Source organism: Candidatus Poribacteria bacterium, assembly GCA_016866785.1.
Lineage (GTDB): Bacteria > Poribacteria > WGA-4E.
The window spans coordinates 1-12,382 of sequence record VGLH01000121.1 but is presented as its reverse complement, the minus strand read 5'-3'; the positions used below and the strand labels follow the sequence as shown (position 1 = coordinate 12,382).

The 12,382-nt window shown below is 63.9% G+C and carries 12 protein-coding genes, 1 tRNA gene and 1 pseudogene; 11 read left to right on the top strand and 3 right to left on the bottom strand.

The features are described 5' to 3' along the window. Positions 1 to 28: 28 nt before the first annotated feature. The 9 genes and pseudogenes from FJZ36_15080 to FJZ36_15040 all read left to right on the top strand — a co-directional run bounded on the left by FJZ36_15080 (position 29) and on the right by FJZ36_15040 (position 5,721). Entirely contained in the window at positions 29 to 667 is a 639-nt protein-coding gene (locus FJZ36_15080; protein ID MBM3216225.1) for a hypothetical protein, read from the top strand. Between the two features lie 115 nt (positions 668 to 782). Then, positions 783 to 932, top strand: a pseudogene (locus FJZ36_15075) (DUF3631 domain-containing protein). Next, positions 907 to 980 (top strand) — tRNA-Gly (locus tag FJZ36_15070). Before FJZ36_15075 ends, FJZ36_15070 begins: the two are co-directional and overlap by 26 nt. 547 nt (positions 981 to 1,527) lie before the next feature. Then, positions 1,528 to 2,196: a cytochrome c oxidase subunit II gene (gene coxB, locus FJZ36_15065; GenBank protein MBM3216224.1), complete on the top strand. Its 669-nt coding sequence runs from the start codon at positions 1,528 to 1,530 to the stop codon at positions 2,194 to 2,196. 27 nt (positions 2,197 to 2,223) lie between these two features. Then, positions 2,224 to 3,945, top strand: a complete 1,722-nt coding sequence (locus tag FJZ36_15060; GenBank protein MBM3216223.1) for a cytochrome c oxidase subunit I — start codon at positions 2,224 to 2,226, stop codon at positions 3,943 to 3,945. Between the two features lie 49 nt (positions 3,946 to 3,994). Continuing rightward, the gene (locus FJZ36_15055; GenBank protein ID MBM3216222.1) at positions 3,995 to 4,582 is read left to right on the top strand and encodes a cytochrome oxidase subunit III; all 588 of its coding nucleotides are present in this window, start codon (positions 3,995 to 3,997) and stop codon (positions 4,580 to 4,582) included. Between the two features lie 24 nt (positions 4,583 to 4,606). Next, the gene (locus FJZ36_15050; protein ID MBM3216221.1) at positions 4,607 to 4,912 is read left to right on the top strand and encodes a caa(3)-type oxidase subunit IV; all 306 of its coding nucleotides are present in this window, start codon (positions 4,607 to 4,609) and stop codon (positions 4,910 to 4,912) included. A 9-nt stretch (positions 4,913 to 4,921) separates the two neighbouring features. Then, the gene (locus tag FJZ36_15045) at positions 4,922 to 5,485 is read left to right on the top strand and encodes a heme-copper oxidase subunit III (protein MBM3216220.1); all 564 of its coding nucleotides are present in this window, start codon (positions 4,922 to 4,924) and stop codon (positions 5,483 to 5,485) included. A gap of 5 nt (positions 5,486 to 5,490) precedes the next feature. Beyond that, entirely contained in the window at positions 5,491 to 5,721 is a 231-nt protein-coding gene (locus tag FJZ36_15040; GenBank protein ID MBM3216219.1) for a hypothetical protein, read from the top strand. A 32-nt stretch (positions 5,722 to 5,753) separates the two neighbouring features. Here the strand turns inward: FJZ36_15040 and FJZ36_15035 are convergent, their stop codons facing one another. After that, positions 5,754 to 7,712, bottom strand: coding sequence for a hypothetical protein (locus FJZ36_15035; protein ID MBM3216218.1), 1,959 nt, complete (start codon positions 7,710 to 7,712; stop codon positions 5,754 to 5,756). A gap of 203 nt (positions 7,713 to 7,915) precedes the next feature. Between FJZ36_15035 and miaB the strand changes: the two genes are divergently transcribed. Beyond that, positions 7,916 to 9,292: a tRNA (N6-isopentenyl adenosine(37)-C2)-methylthiotransferase MiaB gene (gene miaB / locus FJZ36_15030; GenBank protein ID MBM3216217.1), complete on the top strand. Its 1,377-nt coding sequence runs from the start codon at positions 7,916 to 7,918 to the stop codon at positions 9,290 to 9,292. Positions 9,293 to 9,410: 118 nt separating this feature from the next. Further along, positions 9,411 to 10,763, top strand: coding sequence for a class II fumarate hydratase (gene fumC / locus FJZ36_15025; GenBank protein MBM3216216.1), 1,353 nt, complete (start codon positions 9,411 to 9,413; stop codon positions 10,761 to 10,763). 73 nt (positions 10,764 to 10,836) lie between these two features. On the opposite strand, the gene FJZ36_15020 is transcribed toward fumC, so the two are convergent. Beyond that, positions 10,837 to 11,514 carry an alpha/beta hydrolase gene (locus FJZ36_15020; protein ID MBM3216215.1) on the bottom strand — a complete coding sequence of 226 codons (678 nt, stop codon included), beginning with the start codon at positions 11,512 to 11,514 and terminating at the stop codon, positions 10,837 to 10,839. A 399-nt stretch (positions 11,515 to 11,913) separates the two neighbouring features. Continuing rightward, positions 11,914 to 12,351: a transposase gene (locus FJZ36_15015; protein MBM3216214.1), complete on the bottom strand. Its 438-nt coding sequence runs from the start codon at positions 12,349 to 12,351 to the stop codon at positions 11,914 to 11,916. Positions 12,352 to 12,382: the final 31 nt, after the last annotated feature.

Genomic DNA, 12,382 nt, shown 5'->3' with positions numbered 1-12,382 from the left:
CGATCATGACGCGCCCGGCTGTGCTCACATGGCGGCTGTGGCGAGCTCGCTGCGCGGCGTTGCAGCGTCGGTGAAGACGCTCTCCTTGCCGGAGCTGGCAGAGAAAGGCGATGTGTCGACACTTCGACCCCTCGCGGATTCGGTGAGAGGCGCGCCCTCCCTCGACCGCGCGGCAACGCGCGCTAAGCCGTTCGATGTCCTGAGCAAGCGCCGGGTTCCAGGCGGCATCACGAAGCTCGTCAATGCTGCGCTAGGTGGGAACGAATCTGAAGTGCGAGATGAACACCAAGGACGGTCTGTCGGCTTCGAGGAACCGATGCCATGGCACTCACCCGTGCATGGGGCCGAACTGCTTGATGAGATCGTCGACATAGTGAAGCGGTACGCCGTGTTGCCGGATGGAGCAGCCGAGGCGATTGGGTTGTGGATACTGCACGCCTATGTGTTCTGCTTGCACAGCGTCACGCCGCGCTTCGGTATCGTGTCGCCGACCAAGCGGTGCGGGAAGTCGCTGCTACTCGCGGTTGTGGCGAGCCTCGCGCAGAGGGCTCTTTCCACAGCGAATGTGACGACGGCGGCTGTGTTCGTGCCATTGAGCAGCACTGCCCGACATTGCTCGTCGACGAAGCCGACCTGTTCCTGCAGGCGGTATACCGCGCTATCGTGATGGATATGGCACGCAAGCCCCGCACTGCGACTGTCGAGCGGTGGCGAGCAGACCGAGCTGGAGCCATGGCAGACGTACGTGCCGTTGCGCTCGTTGGAGGTAGGACCATCTCGACGTCCTCAGCAATGCCGACCCAGAGGTCCCCGAAGTCCTCAACGACCGGCAGTCGGACAATTGGCGAGTCCTATTGGCGATAGCCGACCCATCTTGGGCAGGTTTTAGGCAACACCTTGCCACCATCGCTTGCTGTAACTGGATTCGATAGCGACTTCCAATCGCTAGGTCGCAGGTTCGAATCCTGCCGGGCGTGCCAAGACGAGCCCTGCCGCAGCCAGTTCTACCCGTGTGGCGCGCCGGACGCATCGATCCAGACCTGCTCGTGCCGTTGCCGCGATGGCATTCGGCGGTCTGTTTCGTCGGTTCATCGCTCAGTCGAAGCTCGTCCAGTTGTGGGGGCGGTCTCGAACCCGACCCTACTGCCGCCTATCCGCCTATTTCCAAAATGAGCCATTCGGTCAGAAGCGTTCCGACCCACGGTCGCCGACTGAGAGTAGCCGAGTGAAATGGTCTTGATTTTGTCGCGAACCTTCGATAGGGTTCCGGCTGTCGACAGTGTGGCGTACGGAGTCGAGGTGCGTCACAGCCACAGCATGGTATCCTGCAAAGACGAGGATGGAATCGGAAGCCGGTGGGGCTGCGCGATCACGGCATACGACCTGCCCGGGTCTGGTCGTCGGCACAAGTGACCGACGGCATGCCGCCTGGTCGCCGTAATAGAGACTGCGACTCATATTCAGTTTCAGTGCGCGGGCGCTGGCAGGAGCGCTTTCCGTGCGACTGCACCCGAAAAGGGCCGCTCGATGGCTAAGTGGTTTCCCCACAACGTCTCGACGTTCGGTGGAGACATCGATTCCCTGTTCTGGCTGATCTTCTGGGTCGGACTCGCGTGGTTCGTGCTCGCCGAAGGGCTGATCCTCTACTTTGTCATCCGGTACCGGCGCGGCAAATCGCAGAAGGCGGCGTACATCACAGGGGTTCCCTGGAGGCAGTCTGCGTGGATTCTGGTACCGGCAGCCGTCGTGCTGGTTCTCGACCTGGCGGTCGACGCCATGGGCGCGCACGCCTTCGAGGCGGTCAAGGGAGAGTCGCCGCAGCCCGATGTGCGGCTCCGACTGACCGGTGAGCAGTTCGGGTGGAACATCACCTATCCCGGTCCCGACGGCGTGTTCGACACGCCGGATGACCTGGTGATGCTCTACGAGATGCACGTCCCCGTGAACAAGACGGTGGCGATCGCGCTCGGATCGAAGGACGTCATCCATAGCTTCTTCGTCCCCGCGCTGCGGCTCAAGCAGGATGCTCTGCCAGGTCGGGAGATCCCGGTTTGGTTCAAGGCAACCGAACCCGGTGACTACGAAATCCTCTGCGCCGAGCTCTGCGGCTTTGGTCACACCAAGATGCGAGGGATGCTGACGGTTCACACCGATGAGAGCTACGCCCAGTGGGTGCGCGAGAACTGGGAGCAGTGATGCGACGGGCTTCACGCCGGGGAGACGATGATGTCTGAGACGGGTCACGCTGAACCCACTAGCTTCTTTCGGCGATACATTTTCTCGACGGATCACAAGGTCATCGGGAAGCAGTACCTGTTCCTGGGCATGGTGATGGCGCTGCTCGGGGGCTTGATGGCGTACGTGATGCGATGGCAGCTCGCGTGGCCCGGTTCCCAAGTGCCCGGAGCCGCGCTCCTCTCCGAGCCCGCCGTCGTGGACGGCGTCGTGACGCCGCCCTTCTACAACGCGCTCGTGACGATGCACGGAACGATCATGGTGTTCTTCGTCGCGATGCCCATCCTGCTGGGAGCGTTCGGCAACTATCTCGTCCCGCTGATGATCGGCGCGCGAGACATGGCGTTCCCACGGCTCAACATGCTGTCGTTCTGGATTCTCTTCACGGCGAGCTCCGTGATGATGATTTCCTTCTTCGTGCCGGGAGGCGCGGCCGCTGGCGGATGGACGGCATACCCTCCGTTGTCGGCGAGACCCCTGCTCAGCGGCGTCAACTGGGGCATGAATCTCTGGATTCTGGGGCTCGCCCTGGAGTTCAGCGCGTTCCTGCTGGGCGGCGTCAACCTTCTGACGACCGTCGTAACGATGCGCGCTCCCGGAATGACGATGTGGCGGCTGCCGATGATGGTGTGGATGCAGCTCACCGCAGCCATCATCTTCATGCTGTCCGTCGGACCCACGATTGCCGGGGCGATCCTTCTGCTCCTCGACCGCGTCGTGGGAACCGGTTTCTTCGTCCCGCAGCAGGGCGGCGATCCGCTCCTCTGGCAGCACCTCTTCTGGTTCTTCGGCCATCCCGAGGTCTACGTCATCCTGCTGCCGGGCATCGGCGTGCTGGCAGAGGTTCTGCCTGCCTTCTCGCGCAAGCCGATCTTCGCCTACAAGATGATCCTCTATTCGATCTTCGTCGCGGGGGTTCTCAGCTTCCTCGTATGGGCGCACCACATGTTCGTGAGCGGCATGAACCCGACGCTCGTCATGCCCTTCAGCGTGGCGACGATCCTCATCTCCGTGCCGTTCACCATCGTCATCTTCGCGCTCATCGCGACACTGTGGGGCGGCTCGATCCAGTTGCCGACGGCGATGCTCTATGCGCTGGGAACGCTGACGATGTTCATCATCGGCGGCATCACGGGCATCTTCAACGGCTCCGCGCCGGTCGATATCTACATCCACGACACCTACTTCGTCGTGGCACACTTCCACTACACGCTCTTCCCGACCGTTCTGCTCGGAGGGTTGGCGGGGTTCTACTTCTGGTTCCCCAAGATGTTCGGCCGGATGCTGAACGAGACGCTCGGCAAAATCCACTTCTGGCTGACGCTCATCAGCTTCAACGCGGTGTTCCTGCCCATGTTCGCCTTGGGCATCGGGGGCCACGTGCGGCGCATCTACGATCCGAGCACCTACGACCTCCTGAAGCCGCTCCATGGGATCACCACCTTCGTCACCATCGCGACGGTGTGTCTGCTGCTTTCTCAGATCCCGTTCCTCATCAATATCGTGGTGTCGCTGACACGGGGCGAGCGAGCCGCGGCGAACCCGTGGCGCGCGAACACCCTCGAATGGTCGACGGCCTCGCCGCCGCCGCACGAGAACTTCGTCGGCGATCCGGTCGTCATGCGCGGGCCCTACGAATACAGCGTGCCGGGAGCCGATCAGGACTGGTTGCCGCAGATGCAAGACGCCGACACAGCGACAACTCGGTGACGAGGCGGCCACTGTAAGGAGGGACGGTTACATGTCGGAAGCGTCTGTGATGACCGAAGGCTCCTCTGCCCATCACGCGGCTGAGGGCGGTCCCAAGTCGAAGATGGCGCTCTGGTGGTTCCTGGCGTCGGAAGTCATGGTGTTTGGCGGATTCCTGGCAGCCTACATCCTCTTCCGCGAGGCGGCGCACGGCGCGTGGAACGAGCTCGCGGAGCACCTGAGCGTCCCGCTGGCGACCTTCAACACGCTGCTGCTCCTGACGAGCAGTCTGACCATCGTCAAGGCGCTGGACGCGGCGAAGGCAGGACGGCACATCGCCGCGCGGAACAACCTCGCGATCACCATCCTGCTGGGCATTGGCTTCCTGGTCGTCAAGGGCATCGAGTACTCGACGGAGATCTCCCACGGCTTCACGCCGCTGGCAGGAATGTTCTGGTCGTTCTACTACACGTTGACGGGGCTCCACGGACTCCACGTCATCGTGGGCATCGTCATCAACCTGTCGATGCTCGTGTCGATCATGCGCAAGGGAGAGCGGTTCAAGGCGGGGAACCGTGTCGAAGCCGCCGGGCTCTACTGGCACTTCGTCGACGTCGTGTGGGTGTTCCTGTTCCCGTTGCTGTACCTGTCCCACTGAGTCGCGGAACCGGAGGCTACGCGAATGGCACACAAAGCTGGCATGGCGTACGTGGCGGTGTGGGCGTGGCTCGTCATCTTGCTCTTCGTGAGCGTGGCGGCTGTCTATCTGCCGTTTGGGAGCACGATCACGACGGCGCTCATCTTCCTCGTGGCGACCGTGAAGGCGGTTCTCATCGGGACCTACTTCATGCACCTGCGCGAGGAGAGCCGCCTGGTGCGCTCGCTCGCGATCATCCCGGTGATTCTGTTCCTCATCATGCTGGTTTCGCTGATCCCGGACATCGTCGTCAACACCGGCGTTCACAACGCGAGCGCTGTGAGCCATTAGGAAGACGACATGCAGAGCGGCGTAGGCATCGACAAGCGCGTGTTCGGCCTGGTGGTCGCGCTCGGAGCGGAGTCGATGCTGTTCGCCGGCCTGACCAGCGCCCATCTCATCCTGAGGGGCAGCGTGGAGGGTTGGCCCCCTGCGGACCAACCGCGCCTGCCCATCGAGATGACGGCGCTCGCGACGCTCGCGCTGCTCGCCAGCGGCGTGACTGTCTGGCGCGCCACCGTCTGCGCCCGCGAAGGATCGACGCCGCGTCTGCTCCGATGGCTGGGCTTGACGACCCTCCTCGGCGTCGCGTTCCTATCCATTCAGGGCGTCGAGTGGATCCGCCTGATCGCCCAGGGGCTGACGCTTCGCTCAAGCCTCTACGGCGCGCTGTTCTATGCGGTCATCGGGTTCCACGCCCTTCACGTCGTCGTCGGCGTGCTGGCGCTCGCGTACCTGCTATCGCGGTCAGGCACTGGCCGGTACTCGTCGGGGGAGCCCATCCCCGTGGTTCTCGGCGCGGTGTACTGGTGCTACGTCGTGGGTCTGTGGCCCCTCCTCTATGCCCTGGTGTACCTGCTATGAGCCGTATGCGACGCCTGTTCCATGCCCTGACTTCGCTCATGCTGCTCAGCGCGGCATCGGCAGCGCATGCCTGCCCGATGTGCTTCGGCAAGATCAGTGAGGACGCGATCCGCCGGTACTTCATGAGCTACGCGATCCTGTCTGCATTGCCGCTCGCGGTGATCGGCGGCGTCATCGGTTGGCTGGTGCGCGCCCAACGAGTCGCGCGCCGCGCGGTTGCTGATCCGAAGCCATAGTTCGCCTCGCCCCGAACCCTTCGCGCCGCTGCCTAGCCAGTCCAGAAGACGTACACCGGCACGTGCAGCACTACGCCCAGCGTCGCCCAGAGGCAGCCCACGACGAAGTCGCCCAGGATGAGCCCGAAGAAGAACGGAATCGAGCGGCGGTATCCGGTCACGCCGGTGAAGCGCAGGGCGAACCACTTTGCCCCCGACGCGAGGATCAGCGGGAAGAACATCCGTCCTACCTCCCACCCGCCGGAGATGACATACCCGACCGGATGGAGGGGCCACCACAGGTAGCGGACACGGACTGCCGAAAGCGCGAGCGTCAGCAGAAACCCGGCTGCCATGAAGACGGCTTCCGGCGGCTTCCATTCCGTCGGCGATTGGAGCCGGTTCTCGAGCAGGTTCAGCGCCGTTGACGCAGCCCACGACCGCTCTGGATACGAATCGATACCGAGCTCGTAGGCGTCGTGGAGGTACGCCCAGAAGCCCGCTACGGACCCGAGCGCAGCCGCCAGAAGGATCGCGACGGGCAGACCTCGCGGATGCAGACCAGCCCGGTCGGCGAATCGGTACGCTTCGAGCTGACCCGGCATTGGGTTCTCACGCATCGAGTAGCTCAACGTCCACGAGAGCAAGCCGAACCCGATCACGTTCGAGTTGCCTAGACGGCGCGTCCCGAGCAGCTTGATCAGGATGGAGTCGGGCGTCGCGTCCGGCAGCGTGCATGCGGGCGGACCCAGTTCCGCGCGGATCCGGGTGATGGCGGTCGACATGGCGAGGTAGAGCAGAAAGAACGGGATCAGCACCCAGAACGACATGCCGAGATACCGCCCGAACGCCGTCAAGCCCAGTACCCCGACCAATGAGCCGTACAGCGCGAACCGGTACGACATCGGTTCCTCATCGTCTTCCGGCATCCGGCGCGCCCGTATCGCTTCGCCCAGCACGCGCCGGAAGTAGCGCCTGCCCGTCCAGATCGAGACAAGCAGCAGCGCCATCCACCCGCCGCTCACCTGAGCTCCCCAATAGGGGAACTGCGGCAACCCTCGGAAACCCATCGCGCTCCCGAAGACGCGCTCGAGCTGCCAGACCAGGTGGAACACCCACGTCGAGACGATGAGGTCGAGCGGCATCAGGTAGCCCATGCCCACGGCAAAGGGGTAGAGCGTCGAGTAGAGGTACTCGACCGCGTTCCATGGCTTGCCCGTGAAGAACCGGTCCAGGTTGAACGGCTGCACCGGCACGCGTGGCACGGTGGGAATCCACACATGCACCTGGTTGATGGCGCTCACGAGCGCCGCGACGCCGAATCCCGCCCAGAGCAGCGGATTGCGCAGAAGCGGAATCGGCTCATCTGTACGTGTCACTTCGCACGGAAGCTGCGCGATGGGGTAGGTCAAGCGTTCGTGCACCATCCACTGACGCCGGATCAGGCTGTTGACGCACAGCATCGTGAAGATCAGCAGCACGACATACACCGACCACCCGAGCGCTCTCGGAGCCCAGACGGCAATATACCCCGGTGTGTAGAGGCTCGAATCCCCCTCGTAGTACCCGCGCAGCACGGTCTTGTCGCCCACAGTCAGCGCCGGAGGGAAGTGGCGCGTGAACAGGTTCGCCCAGTCGTTCTCCGGCGTCGCATCCCAAGTGCCGTTGGCGCAAAGGGAGATGAGGCACTTGATCATGTCGGTGCCGTTGAGCGCCGTCGATGTGACGAGCATCGCGTAAAGGGTCAGGAGTTCCCGCTGCTGGAGTGCATACCGAGGCGCCAGCGCCCGGAACCCATCGTTGGCGAGGACGAGTGCAAAGAGGATCGTGACGACGTTGGCGAACAGCGCCAGGTCCGTGATCTCGATGTCGAGCGTGCTGCTGAGAGGCGTCTGCCAGAAGCAGTTGAGGACGACCAGTGCCGCGCCGAGGACGAGCGTCCGAGGCGTGACAAACGCATGAGAACCCTCGCGTGCTGCTGCACTCGACGCTGCCTGTCGCTGGATGTCCATGTGAGTTGGTGGGACCGATCCGCCTCGACCAGGATGCCGTCCGGACGCCGACGCAGTATAGCACCGCGTGCTCGCTCGAGTGTCGTCGGCGCCGCGCGATTCGGCGGACCGGACGCCATCGGTTGCCGGGCTCCACTCCGTCCCGCTACAATGCCGACGGACATCCGCCACGGTTCCAACGCACATCGACCTCTAGAACCGATATGAAACGACTCCTCGACCTCGCCGGGGCTCCCACGCTCCCGGACTTCGACGCACAGTCCGAAGCCGCATTGACGCGGAGCCGCCGCGTCTATGTCGAGAGCTTCGGATGCCAGATGAACGTCAGCGACACGGAGATCATTCGGTCGCTGCTGGTCGACGCGGGCAACGTCTGCGTCGATGAACCCGAGGCTGCCGACGCCGTCCTGCTCAACACGTGCGCGGTGCGCGACCACGCTGAGGAACGCGTGTTCGGCAGACTCGCCGAGCTCCAGCGTCTACGAGGCACGAACCCGGACGTCATCTTCGGGGTCTGCGGATGTATGGCGCAGCATCTTAAGGAGCGCATCGTCGAGCGTGCGCCGCATGTCGATCTCGTCATCGGACCCGACGCGTACCGCCAGTTGCCGGAGGCGCTCGACCGAGCCGCAGAGGAACCCCAGTTCCGCGTCCGGCTCGACCACGCGGAGAGCTACGACGGCGTCGATCCGATCCACGACGGCGGCATCCGGGCATGGCTCACGATCCAGCGGGGATGCGACAAGTTCTGCACGTTCTGCATCGTGCCGTTCGTGCGCGGCAGAGAGCGGAGCGTTCCTCTGGGACGGCTGGTCTCCCAAGCGGAGCAGCTCGCGGGCAAGGGCGTCAAAGAGATCACGCTCCTCGGTCAGACCGTCAACTCCTACCACGACGGCGAACGCGACTTCGCCGCGCTCCTTGAAGCCGTCGCCGACGTGCCGGGCATCGAGCGCGTGCGGTTCACATCGCCCCATCCGTCGGACGCGACCGACGCGATGATCCGGGCCATGGGCGCGCATCCGAGGGTTTGCTCGCACGTGCATCTGCCGCTCCAGTCCGGCTCCGACGACGTGCTGGCACGCATGCGCCGTTCCTACACCGTCGAGGAGTACCTGCGGATCGTAGACGCGCTGCGGACGCACGTGCCGAACGTCGCCATCACGACGGACATCATCGTCGGGTTCCCCGGCGAGACCGACGAAGACTTCGACGCGACGTGCCGCATCCTGGAGTCGGTGCGGTACGACAATGCGTTCCTCTTCCAGTACTCGCCGCGCGAAGGCACGACCGCGCACCGCAAGCTCGCCGACGACGTTCCCGCCGAAGCCAAGGCGTCGCGACTGCGGCACGTCATCGAGCTGCAGGAGTCCGTCTCGCTGGACATCTACCGGTCGCGAGTCGGCACACGGCAGACGGTTCTCGTCGAGGGACCTTCCCGCCGGGACCCCGCGCACTACTTCGGCAAGACGGACGACTTCAAGACGTGCGTTTTCCCACGCGGCGCATCGGAGCCCGGAGACCTCGTCGATGTCATCGTCGAGAGCGCGTCCGCGCACACCCTCTTGGCCCGCCAGGCTTGACGGATTCCCGTCGCGAGATATCCTTTGCAGGGATCGTAAGGATTCCCATACGAGCCCTATGGCACCGCTATGAGAGGAAGACCTTGTGAGCACTGGGACGCGCATCGAAACCGACAGCATGGGCGAAATGCATGTACCGAGCGACCGCTACTGGGGGTGCCAGACCCAGCGCTCGCTTGAGAACTTCAAGATCGGGTCGGAACGCTTTCCGCGCGAGTTCATCCGCGCTTTCGGGATCATCAAGCAGTCAGCCGCCGAAGTGAACGCGGAGCTCGGCGTCCTCGACAAGGGCATCGCCGATCTGATCGTCAAGGCGGCGCAGGAAGTCATCGGCGGGAAGCTGGACGACCACTTCCCGCTCGTCGTCTGGCAGACCGGCAGCGGCACGCAGACGAACATGAACGTGAACGAGGTCATCTCGAACCGCGCCATCGAGATGGTCGGCGGCGAGGTCGGCAGCAAGAAGCCCGTCCATCCCAACGACCACGTCAACAAAGCGCAGAGCACCAACGATGCCTTCCCGACGGCGATGCACATCTCCGCCGCCGAGCAGATCCACAACAAGCTGATCCCGTCGCTCGGGCGGTTCCGCGACGTGTTCGCCGAGAAGGCGGAGGCGTTCAAGGGGATCATCAAGATCGGGAGAACGCATCTGCAGGATGCCACGCCCCTGACGCTCGGGCAGGAATTCTCCGGCTACGTCGCGCAGATCGACTACGGCATCCAGGCGCTGAACCACGTTCTGGGCAGACTCTACGAGCTCGCGCTGGGCGGCACGGCGGTAGGAACCGGCATCAACGCCCACAAGGACTTCGCCGTCAAGTCGGCGGCGGCGATTGCGGAGAAGACTGGCTTGCCGTTCGTCACGGCTCCCAACAAGTTCGAGGCGCTCGCGGCGCACGACGCCATCGTTCAGGCGTCCGGCGTCCTCAAGACGGTTGCGTGCAGCCTGCACAAGATCGCCAATGACATCCGATGGCTCGCCAGCGGACCCCGCTGCGGCATCGGCGAGCTCCGCATCCCGGAGAACGAGCCTGGTAGCAGCATCATGCCAGGCAAGGTGAACCCGACCCAGGCGGAAGCGATGACGATGGTCGTCGCGCAGGTGATCGGCAACGACGCGGCGATCGCCTTCTCCGGCGCGCTGGGGAACTTCGAGTTGAACGTCTACAAGCCGGTGATGGCGGTCAACGTGCTCCAGTCGATCCGGCTGATCGCCGACGTCTGCGACTCGTTCCGCGAGAACTGCGCCATCGGCATCGAGGCGGACACGGCGCGCATCAAGTCGCTCGCCGAGCAGTCCCTGATGCTCGTCACGGCGCTGTCGCCGCACATCGGATACGACAACGCCGCCAAGGTCGCCAAGACGGCGTACCTCGAGAACAAGACGCTCCGGCAGGTCGTCCTGGAGCAGAAGCTGCTCGACGAGGCGACGCTGGACGCCGCCCTGCAGCTCGAGAAGATGGTGTAACACACCGACAGGTCGTAGGGGCGACGCGGTGCGTCGCCCCTACGAATCGCGGTACGCCAGTGCCGTCGACCGCCTACCCGATCCGGTCCAACCACCCCTTCAGCACGCGTGCCATCTCGTCGAACACGTCCTCGTCCGTGCTGCGCCCGCGCTTCTGCACCTTGAACCCGTGATCCGCCGTCTGGAGCAGGTGGAGCGTCGCTCGGTCGCCTAAACCCGCGCACACGGGCTCCAGCAGGTCCAGCTTCGCCAGGTCGTCCCGCGTTCCCGACAGGAACAGCATGGGAACCGTGATCTTCGGCAGATGCTCTGCCCGCGCCGTGGAAGGGCTTCCGGCGGGATGCAGCGGAAACGAGAAGAAGACGAGCCCTCGCACTCCTTCGATGGGCGACTCCGCCGCCGCCAGCGACGACATGCGCCCGCAGTAGGAGTGTCCTCCGACAATCAGCGGCAGCGCCGCGCATCGCTCGCGCGCCGTCTTCGCAGCCTGCCGGACCGTCGCCAGGGCGACCGCCTCGGATTCGCGTCCGCCGCCGCGTTCCATGTAGGGCATGTTGTAGCGCAACGTCGCGATGCCGACAGCGGCGCAGCTATCGGCGATGCTCTGCAGCGTTCGATGCCGCATGTTCGTGCTCGCGCCGTGCCCTAGCACCAGCACGGCGGCGGGCTCCGGCGGAACCATCAGGATTGCAGATACGTCCCCCTTCTCCGGCGTCGCCTCGAACCTGAGCTCGTGCGTCTCGACTCCCATGCGACCAGCCCTCCTCGTCATCTGTCATGGACGTCGCCACGCCACGCCGCCACGGTGTTCCTGATTCATGCTGAGATTGCTGTTGATGTCTTCTGGGAATCATAACGAGAGGGATCGCGCATGGCACGTCCCCGCTCGTATCGCCACGACGTTCGTTGTCCGCATTGCGGCTCCAATTGGATGGTCAAGGACGGGAAAGCCAATGGGAAACAGACGTTTCTTTGCCGTGAGTGTCACCACCGCCACACCCCGGAGGCTCAACGGCACGTCTACCCCGAAAAGGTGCGCCAACAAGCCGTCACGATGTATTGCGAAGGAACCAGCATCGAGGCGATCAGCCGCGTTCAGTCGGTGAAAGTCGGAACCGTGACGTCGTGGACAAAAAAAGCCCGACGGGCATTAGCGGACATCCAACGGCGCATGGCTGCCGTCGCTCCGAAGACGGAGGATTCTACGGAGGATTCCCCCGACGCCCGCCCGCCGGAGAAGCAACTGACGCCAGATGGCATCGAAGACGCCCATTGCGCACCACGCCTGGAAATGGCGATGGATCGTGCTGTCATCGCCGTATTCCTTGGGGATTCGGTTCCACTGGCAGCCAGTGCGCAGCTTGTAGACAACCCCGTCCAACACCGGGCGAAGCGGCACACGCTTGCGGTCTTGCCGATGTCGAGGATACTCGCGGCTCAGAATCTCCTCGATGATCTCCCACACGTCGTCGGGAACCGCCCAGATCGTCGGTTCCGGCTTGGCATCGTCGGTCGTTTGCACGCGATAGACGCCTGAATCGACGAACTCACAGGAGACTATCGGATAACTGCATTCGTCGATTGAGATAGACTCTTAGCGGTCTGCCATCGTGATGGTC

Coding starts and splice junctions, on each gene's coding strand:
- FJZ36_15080 (MBM3216225.1), top strand. CDS start 29: ATGGCGGCTGTGGCGAGCTCGCTGCGCGGCGTTGCAGCGTCGGTGAAG.
- coxB (MBM3216224.1), top strand. CDS start 1,528: ATGGCTAAGTGGTTTCCCCACAACGTCTCGACGTTCGGTGGAGACATC.
- FJZ36_15060 (MBM3216223.1), top strand. CDS start 2,224: ATGATGTCTGAGACGGGTCACGCTGAACCCACTAGCTTCTTTCGGCGA.
- FJZ36_15055 (MBM3216222.1), top strand. CDS start 3,995: ATGACCGAAGGCTCCTCTGCCCATCACGCGGCTGAGGGCGGTCCCAAG.
- FJZ36_15050 (MBM3216221.1), top strand. CDS start 4,607: ATGGCACACAAAGCTGGCATGGCGTACGTGGCGGTGTGGGCGTGGCTC.
- FJZ36_15045 (MBM3216220.1), top strand. CDS start 4,922: ATGCAGAGCGGCGTAGGCATCGACAAGCGCGTGTTCGGCCTGGTGGTC.
- FJZ36_15040 (MBM3216219.1), top strand. CDS start 5,491: ATGCGACGCCTGTTCCATGCCCTGACTTCGCTCATGCTGCTCAGCGCG.
- FJZ36_15035 (MBM3216218.1), bottom strand. CDS start 7,712: ATGGACATCCAGCGACAGGCAGCGTCGAGTGCAGCAGCACGCGAGGGT.
- miaB (MBM3216217.1), top strand. CDS start 7,916: ATGAAACGACTCCTCGACCTCGCCGGGGCTCCCACGCTCCCGGACTTC.
- fumC (MBM3216216.1), top strand. CDS start 9,411: ATGGGCGAAATGCATGTACCGAGCGACCGCTACTGGGGGTGCCAGACC.
- FJZ36_15020 (MBM3216215.1), bottom strand. CDS start 11,514: ATGGGAGTCGAGACGCACGAGCTCAGGTTCGAGGCGACGCCGGAGAAG.